We start from the raw sequence: 19,207 nt of genomic DNA, 5'->3' as shown, positions 1-19,207 counted from the left end.
GGTATAGACAAGGCTAGGCGAAAGGCGCATGCGATGTCGGTTCTCAGCCACATCACCCTCGGAACGAACGACAAGGACCGGTCGATCCGCTTCTATGACAGCGTCCTCGGTGTCCTCGGCTTCGCCCGCTTGCCACGACCGCCCGAAAAGGCGCCGGCCTACGAGAAGAACGGCGAGTTGCCGACGCTGTTTCTCTACCCGCCGGACGACGGTCGACCCGCCACCTGGGGCAACGGGACGCATGTGGCGTTTCTCGCCGACACGCGCGATCAGGTCGACCAGTTTCATGCGCAGGCGCTGAGGCTCGGCGGCATGAGCGAAGGCCAGCCCGGCCTTTGCCGACACTATGGCCCGAACTATTATGCAGCCTATGTCCGCGACCCGGACGGCAACAAGCTGCAGGCGGTCTGCAAGGCCGAGGGTTGACCGAGCATGCCAGGCAGCCGATCGTGCCAGCCGGGTCGCGTCCCGGAATTGCCGCGTCTACGCCGCGTCCCGGAAACCCGTTTCACCGGCATTCAGGAAGACGAATTTGTCGAATAGCTGGAGGTCGAGATGGTTTGGCAGCCGGATGTCGGAGAGGTCCGGCAGTGTCCGTCCGCTGTCGTCGAACATTCGGTCGATCTGTGAAATGAAGACGAGTATGACGCCGCTGGACCTCGCAAACGCCTTCAGTGCCGCGATCTGGTCCTGCAAGGGTGGATTGTCGCGACGCTGGTCGAGCAGTTGCAGATAGTCGATGACGCCAATGCTGCCAGCCCCGGCTTCAGCCAGGGCCGCGATGATATAGTCCGCATTGATCCCGTCGGAATCGTGAAAGGCAAAATCTGGCCCGAGCTGGTCCCTGTTTGTCCCGAGCCGTGAAAGCCGCGCGTCAAAGTCGCGTTGCGTATAATCGAGCGTGAAGAAGGCGCCGGTGCGACCCGTTTTCGCGGCGGCAATCAAAAGACGCAATCCGAACAGTGTCTTGCCCTGGCCTGGCCGGGCGCCGATCAGCACGGTTTCGCCGGCAACAAACCGCGCCAGTTGCGCAAGATCCTGCGTTCGCCCGTCCGTACCGATGGAGCCGGCCAAATGGCTCCATGCGTTATAGCCCTCGGCGCGCGCAACGCGATCGAGAGCATCGCCAAGCTTCATCTTGTCCCTGCGGGACATCAGCTTGGCTTTTCGTTTGAGCATGAATATGGGAGCGGATAATGCCATTGAAGAACCTCCTGTGCGGGCCGTTCTTGCAATCCCTCCTTATGCGAGCGCCCGAAAGGTCGGCTCTGAAATCAAATACCCTGCATGATCGATGCTGCCCCGGATGGAGGGGGGAGGCATGGGCTTGCCCTGCCCCTTCCTCGCCCGATTCCATGGTGGCTGACCAGTGCAAAATTCGTCCGTGAACAGTCCGATCCAGTACAGCGAGATGCTTTGGGCGATTGCCTTCGGCTATCTGTTCTTCGGCTATCTGCCGATAGAGGGGAATTGCGAGGCGCTCGATACGCCCTGATCCTCTCCTGCCGGTGTGCGCCTGCCTGTCCCCGTCTCAAGCACATTTGTCGCCGATCTCCCGGCATGGTATCCGGGTCGAAAAGACACATCCGAGAACGAGAGTGGGGACAGCTGATGGGAGAGCAGTTTTGGTCGAGTGTCACGCAGGAATTCTCCGATCTCCCTGACCTCTCTACCGTCACGCTTGTCACCGTCCGTCTTGTCATTGCCGCGGTCCTCGGCGGCATCCTCGGTTATGAGCGGGAGCGCAAGCGCAGAAGTGCGGGGGTCCGGACGCATATGCTGGTTGCCGTCGGCGCGGCTCTTTTCGTCATCGGCCCGCTGCAGATCGGCATGCAGACCGGCGACCTTTCGCGCGTCTTGCAGGGCATCATCCAGGGCATTGGTTTTCTGGGCGCCGGCGCCATCATGGTGCGCTCGTCGAGGCATCAGATCGAGGGGCTGACCACAGCCGCCAATATCTGGGCCACGGCCGGCATCGGCGTGATCGCAGGGCTCGGCCTGGAAGCAACGGCGATCCTTTCGACCGTGCTTGTCCTGATCATTCTCGCAGCCGTACCGTTGATCCTGCCGAAGGACATCGAAAATGGCGATGAATCAGGGCCCGATGAACGTCGGTAGTTCAGTCCGCCGGGGTTTTGCCATGAGCGATCGCCTCTGTTAGCTGATCTCCGGCGACAAGGTGAGCCTGCCGATGCCACTGTCGCCCGTCCGCTCTGGTGTCCCCGTCAGACCGCCTTCGCAAGCTCCGCCAGCTGCGTCATCACCACGGCCGCGCCCTGCAGGCGTTTTTCAGGCGTCGGCAGGTCGCGGGTGAGGAAGACCGAATGGTCGGGGCGGATCTTCGCCATGGTGCCCTGCTTGCCGATATAGCCGACAAGTGCCGCCGGATTGGGGAATTCCTTGTTGCGGAACTGCACGACCACGCCCTTCGGCCCGGCCTCGAGCTTTTCGACATTGGCCTTGCGGCAGAGCGCCTTGATATAGACGACCTTCAACAGGCTCTGGACCTCGGGCGGCAAGGGGCCGAACCGGTCGATCATCTCCGCGCCGAAACCGTCGATATCGGAGAGCTCGGTCACTTCGCCGAGACGACGGTAGAGCGCCAGACGCAGATGCAGGTCCGGCACGTATTCGTCCGGGATCATCACCGAGGTGCCGACGGAGATCTGCGGCGACCAGCTGCTGTCCTGGATGTCCGGATCGCCCTTTACCTCGGCGACCGCCTCTTCCAGCATCGTCTGATAGAGCTCGAAGCCGACTTCCTTGATATGGCCCGACTGTTCTTCGCCGAGCAGATTGCCGGCGCCGCGAATGTCGAGGTCGTGGCTTGCCAGCTGGAAACCGGCGCCCAGCGTGTCGAGCGACTGCAGCACCTTCAGCCGCCGCTCGGCGGTGGTCGTCAGCAGCTTGTTGACCGGCAGCGTCAAAAGCGCGAAAGCCCGCACCTTTGAACGCCCGACGCGGCCGCGCAGCTGGTAGAGCTGGGCGAGACCGAACATGTCCGCCCTATGGACGATCATGGTGTTGGCGGTCGGCACGTCCAGGCCCGATTCGACGATGGTCGTCGACAGCAGCACGTCGTAGCGCCCGTCATAGAAAGCATTCATGATGTCTTCGAGTTCGCTTGCCGCCATCTGCCCATGGGCGACCGCCACCTTCAGTTCCGGCACATCCGATTGCAGGAAGGCCTGGATCTCCGGAAGATCGGCAAGCCTTGGGCAGACATAGAAACTCTGGCCACCGCGATAATGCTCGCGCATCAGCGTTTCGCGGATCACAAGCGGATCGAAGGGCGACACGAAGGTGCGCACGGCCATGCGGTCTACGGGTGCCGTGGTGATCAGCGACAGTTCGCGCACGCCGGTCATGGCCAGCTGCAGCGTACGCGGAATCGGCGTCGCCGACAGCGTCAGCACGTGGACGTCCGATTTCAGGTCCTTCAGCCGCTCCTTGTGCTTGACGCCGAAATGCTGTTCCTCGTCGATGATCAGCAAACCCAGATTGGCAAACTGGATGCTGGAGCCGAGCAGCGCATGGGTGCCGACGACGATGTCGGTCTTGCCCTCGGCGAGCTCCTTCTTGACGAGGTTCAATTCCTTGGTGCCAACCAGGCGCGAGGCCTGCTGGATGCGGATCGGCAGGCCGCGGAAGCGTTCGGAAAAGGTCTTGAAATGCTGGCGGGCCAACAGCGTCGTCGGCACCACGACCGCCACCTGAACGCCGTTCATCGCCGCGATGAAGGCGGCGCGCAGCGCAACTTCGGTCTTGCCGAAGCCGACATCGCCACAGATCAGCCGGTCCATCGGCCGTCCGGCTCCCAGATCACCGCGGACCGCCTCGATGGCGTTCATCTGGTCCTCGGTCTCGTCATAGGGGAAGCGGGCGGAAAATTCGTCGTAGAAGCCTTCTGTGGTGGTCAGGGTCGGGGCGCTGCGCGTCAGCCGCTCGGCGGCGACGCGGATCAGGCCGCCGGCCATGTCGAGCAGGTTCTTCTTCAGCTTGGCCTTGCGCATCTGCCAGGCGCCGCCGCCGAGCCTGTCTAGCTGCGCGTCGGAGGTCTCGGAGCCGTAGCGGGACAGGAGCTCGATGTTTTCGACCGGCAGGAAGAGCTTGGCCTCGCCGGCATACATCAATTCGAGACAGGCATGTGGCGCGCCGATCGCCTCGATCGTTCGAAGCCCGATAAAGCGACCGATGCCGTGTTCGGCATGGACGACGATCGACCCTTCCTCCAGCGCGGTCACTTCCGAGATGAAGTCGGCGGCGCGCTTGCGGCGCTTGGTCCGGCGCACCATGCGGTCGCCGAGAATGTCCTGCTCGCCGATGACGATCAGCCCATCGGCCTCGAAGCCCGCCTCCAGCGAGACGACCGCGGTCGCCGCCTGGCCCTTCTTCAGCGTGTCGAGATCCTTGAGCGCCGCGATCGGCGTCAGGTTCTCCAGGCCATGCTCGTTCATCACCTGCAGCAGCCGGTCGAGCGATCCCTCGGACCAGCCGGTGATGACGACCTTGAAGCCGTCGGCGCGCTTGTTGGCGACGTATTTGACCGCCTGCTCGAAGACGTTGACGCGGCTGCCCTCGCCGCTTTCGTCCAATGCCGCCTTGGCCCAGCGCGGGCTTTGCCGCGCCTGCAGTTCGACGACGCGGCGCGCGCCGCTTTCCGGCTCGGCAAAGGGCGTCAGCCGGATCGGATTGACGGTGTCGAGCATGCGGCCGAACTGGCCGGCGCCCAGATAGAGATGTTCCGGCGGGATCGGCTTGTAGGGCGTGCCGCCGGAAAGCTGGCCCTTGCCCGGTTCGCTGGAGGCATGCCGGGCCTCGAAATAGTCGCGGATCAGCTTGGCGCGCTCTTCGGCGGCTTCCCGTACCGTATGGTCTGTGACGATGGTGAAGCCGTCGAGATAATCGAAGACCGAGCAGACATTCTCGTAGAACAGCGGCAGCCAGTGTTCCATGCCGGCATAGCGCCGACCTTCCGACACGGCGGCATAAAGCGCGTCGTCTCGGGTGGCGGCACCGAACAGCGACAGGTAATTCTTGCGGAACCGGCTGATCGTCTCCGGCGTCAGCGTGACCTCGCTCATCGGATTGAGATCGAGCGAGCGGACCTGTCCGGTGGTGCGCTGGCTTGCCGGATCGAAGGCACGGATGCTCTCCAGCGTATCGCCGAAGAAGTCGAGCCGGACCGGCTCTTCCGCACCGGGGACGAAAACATCGAGAATGCCGCCGCGCACGGCAAACTCGCCGACCTCGCGCACGGTGGCGACGCGATCGAACCCGTTGCGCTCCAGCCGGGAGGCGACGTCCTCCAGCTTGATCTGCTGGCCGGGTCTCGCCGAAAAGCCCAGGCTCTCGATCACCTCGGCCGGCGCCATCTTCTGCAGCGCCGCATTGACCGTCACCAGCACGATCGCCGGATGCGGCTTTTTCGCATGCGCCATCAGTCCAGACAGGGCGGCGAGCCGTCTGGCCGACACATCGGCGGACGGTGACACGCGGTCATAGGGCAGACAGTCCCAGGCCGGCAAGGTCAGCACCGGAATCTCAGGCGCTGCAAAACCGATCACCTGCTCGACGTCGGAGAGCCGCTGGCCGTCGGAGACGATATAGGCGACGGACCGCCCCTCGCGCGCAAGTTCGGCGAGCAGGAAGGCATCGATGCCCTGCGGCACGTTGGAGACCGTCAGCGGCGCGACGGCCGTGGACTGGAGAATTTTCGGATCGATGAAGCGGATCATTTGGCGGTGCCGTCAGGCTCCCGGGTGACGAGGGAAAAATCCGGGCGAAGGGCAGCTATCCGCGTGAACAGAGCGGTCTGGTGCCGCTCCGGCACCGGCTCGGCACCGTTGATCCACTTGATCAGGTCGTTGTCTTCCTCGGCCATGATGCGCTCGAGTTCGTCGAGGTCCGCCTCGCACAGATCCGCGATCTCGGCTTCGGCGAACTGACCCAGCATCAGGTCCATCTCGCGGATGCCGCGATGCCAGCAGCGGAACAGAATACGCCGGCGGCGGGGGTCGAGATCGGCACTGGAGCGCGCTAGCCCTGTCATGGTCTTGGTCACCTTCCTGTTGATGCGCCTCTATAGCGTCCCGGTCGCCGCTTGTCAGCCTTGCCTTGGTCCTAATTTCCGTCGCATCTTGGCCGCCATGAGACCAGCCATACTCGATCCGCTTTTTGCCTCCATCACCTCGCTTGCCGGCGTCGGCCCCAAGGTCGCCGAGATGATGGCGACCGTGCTTCAGCGCGACAGCGCCGACGAGGCGAAGGTCATCGACCTTCTCTTCCTTGCGCCCTTCCGGCTGATCGACCGGCGCCACCAGCCCGGCATCGCCTTTGCCCAGGAGGGGCAGATCGTCACGATCACCGGCACGGTGGAGCGGCACCTTCCGCCGCAGAATGCCCGCTCCAACCAGCCCTACCGGGTGATCGTCCGCGATGAAACAGGCGAACTGGCACTCACATTCTTTCGCGCCAAGGGCAACTGGCTGGAAAAGACGCTGCCGCTCGACGAGAAGGTCATGGTCTCCGGCAAGGTGGACTGGTTCAACGGCCGCGCCTCCATGGTCCATCCCGACATGATGGTGAAGGTATCGGAGGCCGGCGACATGCCGCTTACCGAGCCGGTCTATCCGCTGACCGCGGGCCTGTCGCCGAAGACGCTGCGCAAGGCGATCGAGACCGCGGTCGCCGCCCTGCCCGACCTGCCGGAATGGGCCGATGCGGCGCTGGTGCAAAAACAGGGCTTCATGACCCCTGGCGATGCCGTGCGGGCTTTGCACCACCCCCGCGACGAGAGTGATATCGACCCGCAGGCCCCCGCCCGTCGGCGGCTCGGCTATGACGAATTCCTCGCAGGCCAGGTATCGCTGGCGCTGGTCAGGCAGAAGGTGCGCCGTGCACCGGGCAAGCCGGTGGTCGGCACCGGCGCGCTGTCGGAGAAGATTCGCGCCGCACTGCCCTTTTCGCCGACCGGCAGCCAGGAGGCCGCGGTGCGCGACATTCTCGCCGACATGGCCGGCCAGCAGCGCATGCTCAGGCTGCTGCAGGGCGATGTCGGCGCCGGCAAGACGCTGGTGGCGCTGCTGTCGATGGCGACGGCCGTCGAGGCCGGCGGCCAGGCGGTGCTGATGGCGCCGACCGAAATTCTCGCCCGCCAGCACCATGCGACCATTTCGAAGCTTGCCGAGATCGTCGGGATCAGGGTCGAGGTGCTGACCGGGCGCACGAAGGGCAAGGAGCGCGAGGCGATCCTGGAGCGGATCGCCTCCGGCGAGGCGCAGATCATCATCGGCACGCACGCGCTGTTCCAGGATAGCGTCAGCTATCACGACCTGATGCTGGCGGTCGTCGACGAGCAGCATCGCTTCGGCGTGCATCAGCGCCTGCGCCTGACCGCCAAGGGCGTCTCGCCGCATATGCTGGTGATGACGGCAACGCCGATCCCGCGCACGCTGGTGCTCGCCGCCTTCGGCGACATGGACGTCTCCAAGCTCACCGAGAAGCCGGCAGGCCGCAAGCCGATCCAGACGGTGACCGTGCCGATGGAGCGCACCGGCGAGATCGTCGAGCGCCTGCGCGCCGCGATCGCCGAGGGCAAGAAGGCCTACTGGATCTGCCCGCTGGTCGAGGAGTCGGACGTCTCAGACCTGATGAGCGCCGAGGAGCGGCATGCGGTACTGGAAAAGGCCGTCGGCGCGCCGATCGGCCTCGTCCACGGCAAGATGGCCGGTCCCGACAAGGATGCCGCCATGCTGGCCTTCAAGTCGGGCGAGACACGGTTGCTGGTGGCCACCACCGTGGTCGAGGTCGGTGTCGATGTACCGGATGCCTCGATCATGGTGATCGAGCATGCCGAGCGCTTCGGCCTGGCGCAGCTGCACCAGCTGCGCGGCCGTGTCGGGCGCGGCGAAGAGGCCTCCTCCTGCATCCTGCTCTACAAGGGCCCGCTGTCGGAAACCGGCCAGGCGCGGCTGAAGATCCTGCGCGATTCGGAAGACGGTTTCCTCATCGCCGAGGAGGACTTGAGGCTGCGCGGCGAAGGCGAACTTCTCGGCACCCGCCAGTCGGGCACGCCGGGCTTCAAGATTGCCAGCCTCGAGGCGCATGGCGACCTGCTGGAGATCGCCCGCAAGGATGCGCAATATCTGCTGGAAAAGGATCCCGATCTGGAAAGCGAGCGCGGCCAGGCGGTGCGCACGCTGCTCTACCTGCATCGCCGCGACGAGGCGATCCGGTTTCTGCGTGCCGGCTGACGACCGGTCGGACGTTTACGGCTCGGAAGAAACGGTCTGCGGGGAAACGGGCGGCACGGCGGTCGGCAGCGGCGGCGGCCCATCCTGCGGCTTGGCGGGCTTGTATTCCGGCGTCACCAGACCGGCCGAAATCAGCAGCTTGATGCCCTCTTCCGGGGTCATGTCGAGCAGTTTCAGCTTCGAGCGCGGCACGAACATCAGGAAGCCGGCGGTCGGCACCGGTGTCGGCGGCAGGAAGACGGCGACCATTTCCTCGCCTTCCTCGTTGAGCTTGGCCGCGATCTCCCCTTGCGCATCCGTCGAGATGAACACCAGTGCCCACATGCCGGGGCTCGGAAACTCGATCAGCCCGCACTTCTTGAACGAGTTCGACTGTTCCTTCAGCACGGTCTCGAAGATCTGCTTGGTGGTCTTGTAGACCGTGCGCACCAGCGGCATGCGGTTGAGGATCGATTCGCCGTACTGGACGATCGACCGGCCGATCAGGTTGCGGCCGAGAATGCCGACGATGGTGATGACGATGACGGCGATGACCAGACCGGTGCCGGGCACCGCGAACTTCGTGTAGGAGGCCGGGTTGTAGCGGTTCGGCAGATAGGGCGTAACCCAGCTGTCGGCCCAGTGCACGAAGGTCCAGGTGAGATAGATGGTAATCGCCATCGGCGCACAGATGATCAGCCCCGTGAGGAAACTGTTTCTGAGGCGCGTCGCAAGCGAAATGCGCTCCGGTCTGTCGTTCATCGGCTCATAAGCTCTGTTCAGGCCACGTCGCCGTAAAAGGCAGGATGGAACGTGACAATGCCCAAGGGTTGCGGTGCACGCAAGGTCAGGGCCATGAAATATTCGGCCCGCTCGCCGATGGCCGACAGGCCATCCGGATGGGCAAAGCCGAACCGGCGATAATATTTCGGCGCGCCGACGAGAACGCAGCCCGCCGCATCCCTCTCCCGCAATGCATCGATACCGCGGCGGACCAGTTCGCCGCCGATGCCGGTGCCCTGCCAGTCGGGACGAACGGCCACCGGACCCAACGCATACCAACCCTTTTCACCGCCCGACAGTTCCACCGGCGAAAAGCCGATATGGCCGATGACGGCGCCCTCGCCTTCCGCGACCAGCGACACGGCGAGCACCCCGGCTGTCCGCAGCCGCACGATGATGGCCGGCTCGCTGCCGTCGCTATACCATTTGTCGGTAAAGGCCTGCGCCGTGACCGTGCCGATCGCGGCCGCGTCCGACGGCCGCTCCGGCCGGATGATCATTCCACGGTCACCGATTTCGCCAGGTTGCGCGGCTGGTCCACATCGGTGCCCATGAAGACGGCCGTATGGTAGGCGAGCAGCTGGATCGGCAGCGAGAACACCATGGGGGCGATGATCTCGGCGACATCCGGCAGCACGATCGTCGCCATGGTCTCGAGCTTGGAGGCGGCGGCCCCCTTCTCGTCGGTGATGAAGATGATCTTGCCGCCGCGGGCGGCGACTTCCTGCATGTTCGACACGGTCTTTTCGAAGAACCGGTCATGCGGGGCGATCACGATCACCGGCATGGTCTCGTCGATCAGCGCGATCGGCCCGTGCTTCAGCTCGCCGGCGGCATAGCCTTCGGCATGGATATAGGAAATTTCCTTCAGCTTCAGCGCGCCTTCGAGCGCCAGCGGATAGCTGGTGCCGCGACCGAGATAGAGCACATGGCGGAACTTCGACAGTTCGCGCGACAGCTGTTCGATCGGGTCATGGATCGAATTCAGCACCCGGCTCATGATCCGCGGCATCTCGGAGAGATGGCGGACCATCTCGCGCTCCTCTTCGGCGGTAATCCTGCCGCGCGCGCGGCCGGCGGCGATCGACAGCGAGGCAAGCACGGCCAGCTGGCAGGTAAAGGCCTTGGTCGATGCGACCCCGATTTCCGGGCCGGCCAGGATCGGGAACACGGCATCGGCCTCGCGGGCGATGGTCGATTCGCTGACATTCACCACGGCACCGATCGACAGCCCCTCGTCCTTGCAGTAGCGCAGCGAGGCCAGCGTATCGGCCGTCTCGCCCGACTGCGAGATGAACAGCGCCGCCTGGTCCTTCGACAGCGGCAGTTCGCGGTAGCGGAACTCGGAGGCGACATCGATCTCGACCGGGAGACGGGCATAGCGCTCGAACCAGTACTTGCCGACCAGACCGGATAGGTAGGCGGTACCGCAGGCGGAGATCGCAAGCCCCTTCAGGTGCTCGAAGTCGATGCCGGCGATATCGGGACGGATCGAATAGCTGGCAAGATCGACATAATGCGACAGCGCATGGCTGATAACCTCCGGCTGCTCGTAGATCTCCTTTTCCATGAAATGGCGGTGATTGCCCTTGTCGACCATATAGGCGGTCGCCTGGGAGATCTGGTGCGGCCGCTCGACCGGATTGCCGGCAAAGTCGATGATTTCGGCACCGGTGCGATGGACGATCGCGCAGTCGCCGTCGACCAGATAGACGATGTCATTGGTGAACGGCGACAAGGCGATCGCGTCGGAGCCGAGAAACATCTCGTCCCTGCCAAAGCCGACGGCGAGCGGCGGCCCGAAGCGGGCGGCCATGATCGTCCCCGGATCGTCCCGGAACATGACAACGAGCGCATAGGCACCGGTGATCTCGTTGAGGGCCGCCAGCATGGCGGCGCGGTTGTCGAGGCCCTGGCGGATATGGCGGGCGATCAGCTGGGCGACCACTTCCGTGTCGGTCTGGCTGGTGAAGGTCGCGCCGTCGGCGACGAGGCCGTCCTTCAGTTCGGAGAAGTTCTCGATGATGCCGTTGTGGACGACGGCGACGCCTTCGACGAAATGCGGATGGGCGTTGTCCTCGTTCGGCACGCCATGGGTGGCCCAGCGGGTATGGGCAATGCCGACCGCGCCGTCGAGCGGCTGGTCGTCGAGCACCTTTTCCAGGTTGAACAGCTTGCCCTTGGCGCGGCGGCGGTTCATCGCGCCGTCGTGGATGGTCGCCACCCCGGCCGAATCATAGCCGCGATATTCGAGCCGCCGGAGCGCATCGACCAGTCGTCCGGCGACAGGCTGGTTTCCGACTATTCCGACAATGCCGCACATGTAACTCTCCGTCGCCCAATTGGTATTATCGCGCCACTCCTAGCGATTTTGCGCGAATGCGCAATCCGGACAATGGAAACCGGCGGTCACAAAGGGTTTCGTCCTGTTACGGCAGCCGGTTAGCGGAAGTGGTATTCATCCCTTGGCGACCTTTTTCGCAGCCTTGATCGCCAGCGCGCGCTCGCGCAGCACGGTGGCCCGCTCCGGCTTGATCTCCTGCCGCGCCCGGCCGAGCGCCAGTGCATTGTCCGGCACGGCCTCGGTGATCACGCTGCCGGAGGCGATATAGGCGCCGTTCCCGATCGTCACCGGCGCGACGAGCGCGGAGTTCGAGCCGATAAAGGCATTGGCGCCGATCTCCGTCTTGTGCTTGTTCACGCCATCGTAATTGCAGGTGATCGTGCCGGCGCCGATATTCGTCGCTTCGCCGACCGAGGCATCGCCGATATAGGTCAGGTGGTTGACCTTGGCGCCACGGCCGATATCGGCGTTCTTCACCTCGCAGAAATTGCCGACCTTGGCGCCTTCGGCCAGATCCGCGCCCGGGCGCAGACGGGCAAACGGGCCGACAGTGGCGCCGGAGGCGACATGCGCGCCCTCGATATGGCTGAAGGCATGGATGACGGCACCGGCGTCGATCGTCACGCCCGGCCCGAAGACGACATTCGGCTCGATCAGCGCATCGGCGGCGATCGCGGTATCATGGGCGAGGAACACGGTTTCCGGCGCGATCATGGTGACACCCGAGATCATCAGTTCGCGGCGGCGGCGTTCCTGCCACAGGCGCTCGACCACGGCGAGTTCGGCGCGGTTGTTGGCACCGGCCAGTTCCGCCTCGGGGGCCTCGACTGCTTCCACCTTGCTGCCCTCGGCGCGGGCGACCTCGACGATATCCGTCAGATAGTACTCGCCCTTGGCATTGGCATTGCCGATCTTCTCCAGGTAGCCGATGGCCTTGTGGCCATCGATCACCATCAGGCCGCTATTGCACCAGGTGATCGCCCGTTCGGCTTCGCTGGCGTCCTTCTCCTCGCGGATCGCCACCAGTTCGCCGTCCCTGACGATCAGGCGGCCATAGCCGGTCGGCTTGTCGGTGTTGAAGCCGATGACCACGATATCGGCCCCTGCCGCCAGTCGGGCACGCGCAGCGGCAAACGGCGCCTCGGTGATCAGCGGCGCATCGCCATAGGTCACCAGGACGTCGTCATATCCCCTGGCGATACTGTCGCGGGCGGTCAGCACGGCATGGCCGGTGCCGAGGCGTTGGGTCTGCACGACCGTCGTGATCTCGACGCCATCGACGGCGGCAGCTGCGGCAACCTTTTCGGCATCCCGCCCGACCACAAGGGCAATATCGGAAATGCCGGCTTTGGCCACGGCGCGCGTCACATGGCCGATCATCGGCAGGCCGGCCACCGGGTGCAGCACCTTCGACATCGACGATTTCATCCGCGTGCTTTCACCAGCGGCAAGAATGACGGCAAGACAACTGCGGCTCATGAAACGACCTCTTCCAATCCTTGGGCAATCGGCCGCGCTACCGGCCGGAATTCGGCGATACACCTAACGGCAGCGGCCGGAACCCGCAAGAAGAATGGCGCCGCCCGTGCAAACGGGCGACGCCATTGTCCTGCCTATGTCTCGCGATCCGAAGCGCTCAGATGGTCTGGCCGCCGGACACCTCGATGCGCTGGGCGGTGATCCAGCGATTGTCGTCCTTCAGCAGACTGGCGATCATCGGCCCGATGTCGTCGGGTACACCGACGCGTCCGAGCGCCGTCATCTCGGCGAACTGCCGGTTGAGGTCCGGCATGTCGCGCACCGCGCCGCCGAGGAAATCGGTCTCGATGGCGCCGGGGGCGACCGTGTTGACGGCGATGCCGCGGCCGGCGAACTCCTTGGCCATATAGAGGCTGAGGATCTCGACCGCCCCCTTCACCGCCGAATAGGCTGAAAAGCCCGGAAAGGAAATCCGGGTGAGCCCGGACGACAGGTTGACGATCCGGCCGCCATCGGCGATCAGCGGCAGCAGCGCCTGGGTCAGAAAGAAGACCCCCTTGAAATGCACGTCGACCAGCCGGTCGAACTGCGCCTCGGTGGTGTCGGCGATTGCCGCCATGTCGCCATGCCCGGCATTGTTGACCAGATGGTCGAAGGTATCGCGCTGCCAGAGATCGGCCAGCGCCTGCGACAGGGTGTCGGTGAAGACGCCGAGGCCGGCAATATCGGTGGTGTCGAGCTTGAGGGCAACCGCCTTGCGACCGCGTGCCGCGACCTCGGCGACGACGGCCTCGGCATCCTCCCGGCGGTTCTGATAGGTGATGACGACATCACCGCCGCGGGCGGCGATGCTGAGCGCCGTATTGCGGCCGAGGCCGCGGCTGGCGCCGGTGACGAGTGCGATCTTGGTCATGGGGAACTCCTTGGGTTCTGGATGTCGCCTTTCCTAGGACCGCCGCGCTGCTGCGTCGTTGCCGAGAGCTCGCCGTTCTTTGCCCAATCCTCTCAGCCCGTGGTGCGCCGCTGGAAATGCCGTTATGATCGCCGCATGACAAATAGCCTGCTCGAAACCGTTTCCGCCTATGTCGACAGCTGCGCCGATCCAAACGGGCTTGCCCAAACGCCCATTCCCGGCCTGACGACGATCCGCACCACGGCGCCGAGTGGACTCGATTACGCGATCTCGCGACCGCTCGCCTGCCTTGTGCTGCAGGGCCGCAAGCATGTGACGATGGGAAGCCGGACCTTCACATTCGAGGCCGGTGACAGCCTGCTGATCACCGCCGACGTGCCAACGGTCAGCCAGATCGCCTTGGCATCGCCGGAGAAGCCTTATCTGTCGCTCGTCCTGGATCTCGAGCCGGCCGTGATCGCCGATCTCGCAATGCAGATGGACGCGCTACCCGAGATCGACGGTATGGCCGTGCATTCCAGTCCAACCGACCGCGAGGTCGAGGAGGCCGCGCTGCGGTTGATGCGGCTGCTCGACCGGCCTTCCTCCGTGCCGGTGCTGCACCAACAACTGGTGCGGGAAATGCACTACTGGCTGCTGGCCGGAAGGCATTGTGCCGCGATCCGGCGGCTCGGCTGGCCGGACGGTGCCGCCCGGCGGATCGGCAAGGCCGTGGCGGCCCTGCGCAGCCGGTTTGCCGAAACCATGGCCATCGACCAGCTGGCGGAGATCGCCGGCATGAGCGCATCCTCCTTCCACAAGCATTTCCGCAATGTCACCTCCCTGTCGCCGCTCCAGTTTCAAAAGCAGCTGCGGCTGATCGAGGCGCGACGGATGATGCTGGCCGGTGGCATGACAGCCAGCAGTGCGGCCTTCGCGGTCGGCTATGAAAGCGTGTCGCAGTTCAACCGCGAATACCGGCGGATGTTCGGATTGCCGCCGGCGCAGGAAACAGAAGTCGCGCGGACGAAAGCAGGCGAGGCCGCGTGAACCAGAACCTTCTCCGCTACAGGCCGTGCTCCTGGGCATAGGTTATGCGGGCCCGCTCCTGGCCGGTCAGGATCACCTGCTCCATGGCAAGTCTCGCGGCGGCCGGGTCGCGCGCCCGCAAGGCATCGACGATTTCCATATGCGATGCGCGCACCTCGTCGCCCCGCCCGCCGGCCGGAAGCAGCGACGACATGCGGAAGGCGCCGACAAGTGCGGCCTTGATCAGCCCGCCCAGCGTGCGCATGAAGGGATTGCGCGAGGCCGTGGCAAGCGCCAGATGAAAGCGCAGATCGGCGAAGGCGAGGCTCTCGATGCTGTGGTCCGCGTCGCCCAGTGCATCGGCCAGCTGTCCGAGCGCCTCGATCTCCTCGACACTTGCCCGCGTCGCGGCCAGCGCTGCCGCCGCCGGCTCGAAGGCCAGCCGGATGTCGTAGAGATGCATCAGGAAGTCTTCATCGACACCGACATCGAAATGCCAGGCGAGAATATCGCCGTCGAACATGTTCCAGGAGGCCCGCTCGGTGACCCGTGTGCCGATCCGCGCCTTGGGCACGACAAGCCCCTTGGCCGACAGGGTTTTCATCGCTTCGCGCAGCACCGTGCGCGATACCCGGAAACGGCTTGCCAGCTCGGCGTCATTCGGCAGCAGACTGCCCACCGACAGCTCGCCGCTGACGATCGCGCGCCCGAGTTCTCGCACCACCTGACCGTGGCTGTTGCGCGAAAGACCGCCTGTCGGCTCGAAACCGGTCATCTCCTGCAATCCACCATTCCTTTCAGCTCATCTGTTCTGCCTTCGCGACAGCGTCAGGATGATCTTCTGCATCAAGATGAAGGCGAAGAGCAAGAAACCGATGAGAATCTTGGTCCACCAGCTCGACAGCGTCCCGTCGAAAGTGATGTAGGTCTGGATCAGTCCCTGGATCAGAATCCCGATAAAGGTGCCGAGCACATAGCCCGATCCGCCGGTCAGCAGCGTGCCGCCGATCACCACCGCCGCAATCGCGTCGAGCTCCACCCCGACCGCCGACAGCGGGTAGCCGGCAGACGTATAGAGCGAGAAGACGATGCCGGAGAGACCGGCCAGGAAGCCGGACAGCGCGTAGATGCCGATCGTGGTTGCGGCAATGGGGACGCCCATCAGCTGCGCCGTCTGGATACCGCCGCCCAGCGCATAGACATTGGCGCCGAAGCGGGTGCGGTGGGCAATGACGGCACCGACGATGAAGACGACGATGACGACCATGCCGATCAGCGTCAGGCGCCCGCCGCCCGGTAGCTTGTAATAGACCTTGCGCAGCACCTTGTAGAAATCATGGGCGATCGGCACGCTGTCGATCGACAGCACGAAAGCCATGCCGCGCGCCAGGAACATGCCGGCCAGCGTGACGATGAAGGCCGGCATTTCCAGATAGTGGATGACCGCGCCCATCACGGCGCCGAACAGCGTCGTGACGATCAGCAGCAGCACGAAGGCGACCAGCGGATGAACGCCGGTGTCGCGCAGCAGCACCGCCAGGAAGACGCCGGAAAAGCCGATCACCGCACCGACCGACAGATCGATGCCGCCCGACAGGATGACGAAGGTCATGCCGACGGCAACGACACCGAGAAAGGCGTTGTCGGTCAGAAGATTGGCAAAGACCCGCAGCGACAGCATGGCCGGAAACTGGAAGGCGCAGACGGCATAGGCGACGAAGAAGATCAGGATGGTGGCCAGAAGCGGCAGATGACGGGTGCTCATCGGCTGCCCTCCCGGCTACGCGATCTCTGGGCCCACCAGAAGGCGATCGCCGACTGCACCGAGGGAGACTGGACGACCAGGATCATGACGATGACGGCGGCCTTGATGATGAGATTGAACTCCGGCGGGAAGCCCGACAGCAGGATGCCGGTATTGATCGCCTGGATGATCAGCGCGCCGAGCACCGAGCCGGCGATCGAGAACCGCCCGCCGAGCAGCGAATTGCCGCCGAGCACGACGGCCAGGATCGCGTCGAGCTCCAGCCAGAGGCCGGCATTGTTGGCATCGGCGCCACGGATATCGGCGGCGATGATGATGCCGGCGATCGAGGCGGCAAGCCCGCTGATCAGGTAGACGGTGACCAGCAGCACGGGCGCTGCCACGCCCGCCAGCATGCTGGCGCGCCGGTTGATGCCGACCGCCTCGACCAGCAGGCCGAGGGCTGTTCGCCGCACCACAAGGCCGACGACCAGCGCGAAGGCGAGAGCGATGACCACGGGCACCGGAACGTAGAACCAGGCACCCGAGCCGATGAATTCGAAGCCCGGATTGACGAAGGTCAGGATCGTGCCTTCGGTGATCAGCTGGGCGATGCCCCTGCCCGCCACCATCAGCACGAGGGTCGCGACGAAGGGCTGGATGTCGAGAAAGGCCACGAGCACGCCGTTCCACAGGCCACATCCAAGACCGGTGGCGACCGCCGCCAAGAGCGCGATCGAGAGCGGTTGGCCGCTCGCCACGACGGCTGCGGCCACCGCACCGCAGATCGCGATCACCGCGCCGACGGAAAGATCGATTCCCTTGGTGGCGATCACCAGCGTCATGCCGACGGCCAGCAGTGCCACCGGTGCGCCGCGGTTCAGCACGTCGATCAGGCTGCCATAGAGCCGGCCGTTCTGCACGCCGATATTGAAGAAATCCGGAAAGGCGGCAACGTTGAGCAGAAGGATCACCGCCAGTGCGATCAGTTGCGGGGCAAGCCGCTTCAGGCGTTTGACAAGCGCTGCCGTCATGGGGTCCTCGCGGTCTTCGTCTGCGCCGGCAGCGAGGCAATCGCGTTGACGACGGCATTGGTGGTCATATCTTCTCCCGAAAGCTCCGCCACATGCCGCCGGTCGCGCACGACGATGATGCGCGAGGAATAGGCAAGCAGCTCCTCGAGCTCGGAGGAAATCACCAGCAGCGAAAGGCCCTGGTCGCAGAGCGTCTCGATCAGCCGGATGATTTCCGCATGGGCGCCGACGTCGATGCCGCGGGTCGGCTCGTCGAGGATCAGGAAATCGGGATTGGTAGCCAGCCAGCGGGCGAGGATCACCTTCTGCTGGTTGCCGCCCGAAAGCTCGCGGATCGGCTTTTCGCGGCCGCTGGTGCGGATATCGAGCATGTCGATATAGCGATCTGCAAGCTCGACCTGTTCGGCAAGCCGGATCGGCCGCCACCAGCCGCGTCTGGCCTGCAGCGCCAGAGCGATGTTTTCGCGCACCGACAGGTCGCCGACAATGCCGTCGGTCTTGCGGTCCTCCGGGCAGAAGCCGAAGCCGTGGCCGACCGCGTCGCGCGGATTGCGGATGCTCGTCTCGCGGCCGTCGACCTTGAGCGACCCCTTGTCGGCCGGCGTGATGCCGAAGATCGTTTCGGCCGTCTCCGTCCGGCCCGATCCCAGAAGGCCGGCCATGCCGACCACCTCTCCGGCGTGGATGTCGAGATCGAAGGGCTCGATCTTGCCGCTGCGGCCGAGACCGGAAAAGGCAAAACGCACCGGCGAACGGGCGGCGTCGACACGGTGCGGCCGGGCCTCGGCCGCTTCCAGATCACGGCCGAGCATCATCGCGATCAGGTCGCGGCGCTCCAGCCTGGCCGTCTCGTCGGTGCCGACAAGGCAGCCATTGCGCAGCACGGTGACGCGGTCGGTCACGTCGAATACCTGGCCGAGAAAATGGGTAATGAAGACGATGCCGAGCCCCCGCGCCTTCAGGTCGCGCATCACGCCGAACAGCATCTCCACTTCGCGCGCGTCGAGGCTGGCGGTCGGCTCGTCGAGGATCAGCACCTTGCCGGAGAGATCCACCGCGCGGGCGATCGCGATCACCTGCTGGATTGCCACGGAATAGCGGGCAAGCTCGGCCTTGACGTCGATGTCGAGGCCGTAGCTCGCCAGAAGATCGCGCGCCATGGCGTTCATCCGGCTGCCGGAGACCATGCCGAACCGCGTCGGCTGCCGGCCGAGATAGAGATTTTCGGCCACCGACAGGTTTGCGAGCAGGTTCACCTCCTGGTAGACCGTGCCGATGCCGAGCGTCTGGGCGTCATGGGTGTCGCGCGGATCGATCGGCCGGCCGTCGAGCAGGATCTGGCCGGTGTCGCGGTGATAGGCACCGGTCAGACATTTGACCAGCGTCGACTTGCCGGCGCCGTTCTCGCCGAGCAGAGCGTGGATCTCGCCGCGTCGCAGCGAGAAATCGACATTGTCGAGCGCCTTGGCGCCGGGGAAGCTTTTGGTGATCCGCTTTGCGGCGAGAACGTCTTCGCCCGGATCGTCTTTCATGCTGTCGGATTGTGCGGAGGTCATACTCGGATCGTCATCCTTGCGGCTGGCACGCAAAACGGGAAGGCATCCTCCGGCGCGGACGAGCGATCGACGCCCCCCAAGGGGACGCCGTGGCCGCTCGAACCCGGCTGTG

The 19,207-nt window shown here is 64.7% G+C and carries 16 protein-coding genes; 4 read left to right on the top strand and 12 right to left on the bottom strand.

Features of this window, described 5'->3' with window-relative positions; genetic code table 11:
- The first annotated feature begins 33 nt into the window (after positions 1-33).
- Entirely contained in the window at positions 34-426 is a 393-nt protein-coding gene (locus J2Z17_RS07565; RefSeq protein ID WP_209943683.1) for a VOC family protein, read from the top strand.
- A gap of 57 nt (positions 427-483) precedes the next feature.
- Here the strand turns inward: J2Z17_RS07565 and J2Z17_RS07560 are convergent, their stop codons facing one another.
- Complete coding sequence (locus J2Z17_RS07560; protein ID WP_209943681.1) at positions 484-1,203, bottom strand: DNA helicase; 720 nt, start codon at positions 1,201-1,203, stop codon at positions 484-486.
- Positions 1,204-1,611: 408 nt separating this feature from the next.
- Between J2Z17_RS07560 and J2Z17_RS07555 the strand changes: the two genes are divergently transcribed.
- Positions 1,612-2,118, top strand: coding sequence for an MgtC/SapB family protein (locus tag J2Z17_RS07555; protein WP_245223919.1), 507 nt, complete (start codon positions 1,612-1,614; stop codon positions 2,116-2,118).
- A gap of 107 nt (positions 2,119-2,225) precedes the next feature.
- Here the strand turns inward: J2Z17_RS07555 and mfd are convergent, their stop codons facing one another.
- Together mfd and J2Z17_RS07545 are read right to left on the bottom strand one after the other, a co-directional pair.
- A complete protein-coding gene (gene mfd, locus J2Z17_RS07550; RefSeq protein ID WP_209943677.1) occupies positions 2,226-5,738 on the bottom strand; it encodes a transcription-repair coupling factor in 3,513 nt (1,170 codons plus the stop codon).
- Positions 5,735-6,052 (bottom strand): FAD assembly factor SdhE, encoded by a 318-nt coding sequence (locus J2Z17_RS07545; protein WP_209943675.1) that lies wholly within the window; start codon positions 6,050-6,052, stop codon positions 5,735-5,737. Before J2Z17_RS07545 ends, mfd begins: the two co-directional genes overlap by 4 nt.
- Before the next feature lie 97 nt (positions 6,053-6,149).
- On the opposite strand from J2Z17_RS07545, the gene recG reads away from it, so the two are divergent.
- Positions 6,150-8,255, top strand: coding sequence for an ATP-dependent DNA helicase RecG (gene recG, locus J2Z17_RS07540; RefSeq protein ID WP_209943673.1), 2,106 nt, complete (start codon positions 6,150-6,152; stop codon positions 8,253-8,255).
- Between the two features lie 15 nt (positions 8,256-8,270).
- On the opposite strand, the gene J2Z17_RS07535 is transcribed toward recG, so the two are convergent.
- The 5 genes from J2Z17_RS07535 to J2Z17_RS07515 form a co-directional block, all read right to left on the bottom strand.
- Positions 8,271-8,996 carry a DUF502 domain-containing protein gene (locus J2Z17_RS07535; RefSeq protein WP_209943671.1) on the bottom strand — a complete coding sequence of 242 codons (726 nt, stop codon included), beginning with the start codon at positions 8,994-8,996 and terminating at the stop codon, positions 8,271-8,273.
- 17 nt (positions 8,997-9,013) lie between these two features.
- The gene (locus J2Z17_RS07530; RefSeq protein WP_209943669.1) at positions 9,014-9,517 is read right to left on the bottom strand and encodes a GNAT family N-acetyltransferase; all 504 of its coding nucleotides are present in this window, start codon (positions 9,515-9,517) and stop codon (positions 9,014-9,016) included.
- Entirely contained in the window at positions 9,514-11,340 is a 1,827-nt protein-coding gene (gene glmS / locus J2Z17_RS07525; protein WP_209943667.1) for a glutamine--fructose-6-phosphate transaminase (isomerizing), read from the bottom strand. Before glmS ends, J2Z17_RS07530 begins: the two co-directional genes overlap by 4 nt.
- Positions 11,341-11,475: 135 nt before the next feature.
- The gene (gene glmU, locus J2Z17_RS07520) at positions 11,476-12,840 is read right to left on the bottom strand and encodes a bifunctional UDP-N-acetylglucosamine diphosphorylase/glucosamine-1-phosphate N-acetyltransferase GlmU (RefSeq protein ID WP_209943665.1); all 1,365 of its coding nucleotides are present in this window, start codon (positions 12,838-12,840) and stop codon (positions 11,476-11,478) included.
- Positions 12,841-12,997: 157 nt separating this feature from the next.
- Positions 12,998-13,753, bottom strand: coding sequence for an SDR family NAD(P)-dependent oxidoreductase (locus J2Z17_RS07515; protein WP_209943663.1), 756 nt, complete (start codon positions 13,751-13,753; stop codon positions 12,998-13,000).
- Between the two features lie 135 nt (positions 13,754-13,888).
- Here J2Z17_RS07515 and J2Z17_RS07510 point away from each other — a divergent pair, with 135 nt between their 5' ends.
- On the top strand, positions 13,889-14,782 hold the full coding sequence (locus J2Z17_RS07510) for an AraC family transcriptional regulator (protein WP_209943662.1): 894 nt from the start codon (positions 13,889-13,891) through the stop codon (positions 14,780-14,782).
- A gap of 16 nt (positions 14,783-14,798) precedes the next feature.
- Here J2Z17_RS07510 and J2Z17_RS07505 read toward each other — a convergent pair whose 3' ends face one another.
- Genes J2Z17_RS07505 through ytfR form a run of 4 tightly spaced genes read right to left on the bottom strand, consistent with a single transcriptional unit; the run spans position 14,799 to position 19,095 of the window.
- Positions 14,799-15,536 (bottom strand): FadR/GntR family transcriptional regulator, encoded by a 738-nt coding sequence (locus tag J2Z17_RS07505; RefSeq protein ID WP_209943771.1) that lies wholly within the window; start codon positions 15,534-15,536, stop codon positions 14,799-14,801.
- Between the two features lie 27 nt (positions 15,537-15,563).
- On the bottom strand, positions 15,564-16,526 hold the full coding sequence (gene yjfF, locus J2Z17_RS07500) for a galactofuranose ABC transporter, permease protein YjfF (protein ID WP_209943660.1): 963 nt from the start codon (positions 16,524-16,526) through the stop codon (positions 15,564-15,566).
- The gene (locus tag J2Z17_RS07495; RefSeq protein WP_209943658.1) at positions 16,523-17,539 is read right to left on the bottom strand and encodes an ABC transporter permease; all 1,017 of its coding nucleotides are present in this window, start codon (positions 17,537-17,539) and stop codon (positions 16,523-16,525) included. Before J2Z17_RS07495 ends, yjfF begins: the two co-directional genes overlap by 4 nt.
- Positions 17,536-19,095 carry a galactofuranose ABC transporter, ATP-binding protein YtfR gene (gene ytfR / locus J2Z17_RS07490; protein WP_245223918.1) on the bottom strand — a complete coding sequence of 520 codons (1,560 nt, stop codon included), beginning with the start codon at positions 19,093-19,095 and terminating at the stop codon, positions 17,536-17,538. Before ytfR ends, J2Z17_RS07495 begins: the two co-directional genes overlap by 4 nt.
- Positions 19,096-19,207: the final 112 nt, after the last annotated feature.

The sequence above is a fragment of the Heterorhizobium halophytocola genome (assembly GCF_017873095.1).
Taxonomy (GTDB): domain Bacteria; phylum Pseudomonadota; class Alphaproteobacteria; order Rhizobiales; family Rhizobiaceae; genus Allorhizobium; species Allorhizobium halophytocola.
This window is presented reverse-complemented; position numbering and strand designations above follow the sequence as displayed.

Coding starts and splice junctions, on each gene's coding strand:
- J2Z17_RS07565 (WP_209943683.1), top strand. CDS start 34: ATGTCGGTTCTCAGCCACATCACCCTCGGAACGAACGACAAGGACCGG.
- J2Z17_RS07560 (WP_209943681.1), bottom strand. CDS start 1,203: ATGGCATTATCCGCTCCCATATTCATGCTCAAACGAAAAGCCAAGCTG.
- J2Z17_RS07555 (WP_245223919.1), top strand. CDS start 1,612: ATGGGAGAGCAGTTTTGGTCGAGTGTCACGCAGGAATTCTCCGATCTC.
- mfd (WP_209943677.1), bottom strand. CDS start 5,738: ATGATCCGCTTCATCGATCCGAAAATTCTCCAGTCCACGGCCGTCGCG.
- J2Z17_RS07545 (WP_209943675.1), bottom strand. CDS start 6,052: ATGACAGGGCTAGCGCGCTCCAGTGCCGATCTCGACCCCCGCCGCCGG.
- recG (WP_209943673.1), top strand. CDS start 6,150: ATGAGACCAGCCATACTCGATCCGCTTTTTGCCTCCATCACCTCGCTT.
- J2Z17_RS07535 (WP_209943671.1), bottom strand. CDS start 8,996: ATGAACGACAGACCGGAGCGCATTTCGCTTGCGACGCGCCTCAGAAAC.
- J2Z17_RS07530 (WP_209943669.1), bottom strand. CDS start 9,517: ATGATCATCCGGCCGGAGCGGCCGTCGGACGCGGCCGCGATCGGCACG.
- glmS (WP_209943667.1), bottom strand. CDS start 11,340: ATGTGCGGCATTGTCGGAATAGTCGGAAACCAGCCTGTCGCCGGACGA.
- glmU (WP_209943665.1), bottom strand. CDS start 12,840: ATGAGCCGCAGTTGTCTTGCCGTCATTCTTGCCGCTGGTGAAAGCACG.
- J2Z17_RS07515 (WP_209943663.1), bottom strand. CDS start 13,753: ATGACCAAGATCGCACTCGTCACCGGCGCCAGCCGCGGCCTCGGCCGC.
- J2Z17_RS07510 (WP_209943662.1), top strand. CDS start 13,889: ATGACAAATAGCCTGCTCGAAACCGTTTCCGCCTATGTCGACAGCTGC.
- J2Z17_RS07505 (WP_209943771.1), bottom strand. CDS start 15,536: ATGACCGGTTTCGAGCCGACAGGCGGTCTTTCGCGCAACAGCCACGGT.
- yjfF (WP_209943660.1), bottom strand. CDS start 16,526: ATGAGCACCCGTCATCTGCCGCTTCTGGCCACCATCCTGATCTTCTTC.
- J2Z17_RS07495 (WP_209943658.1), bottom strand. CDS start 17,539: ATGACGGCAGCGCTTGTCAAACGCCTGAAGCGGCTTGCCCCGCAACTG.
- ytfR (WP_245223918.1), bottom strand. CDS start 19,095: ATGACCTCCGCACAATCCGACAGCATGAAAGACGATCCGGGCGAAGAC.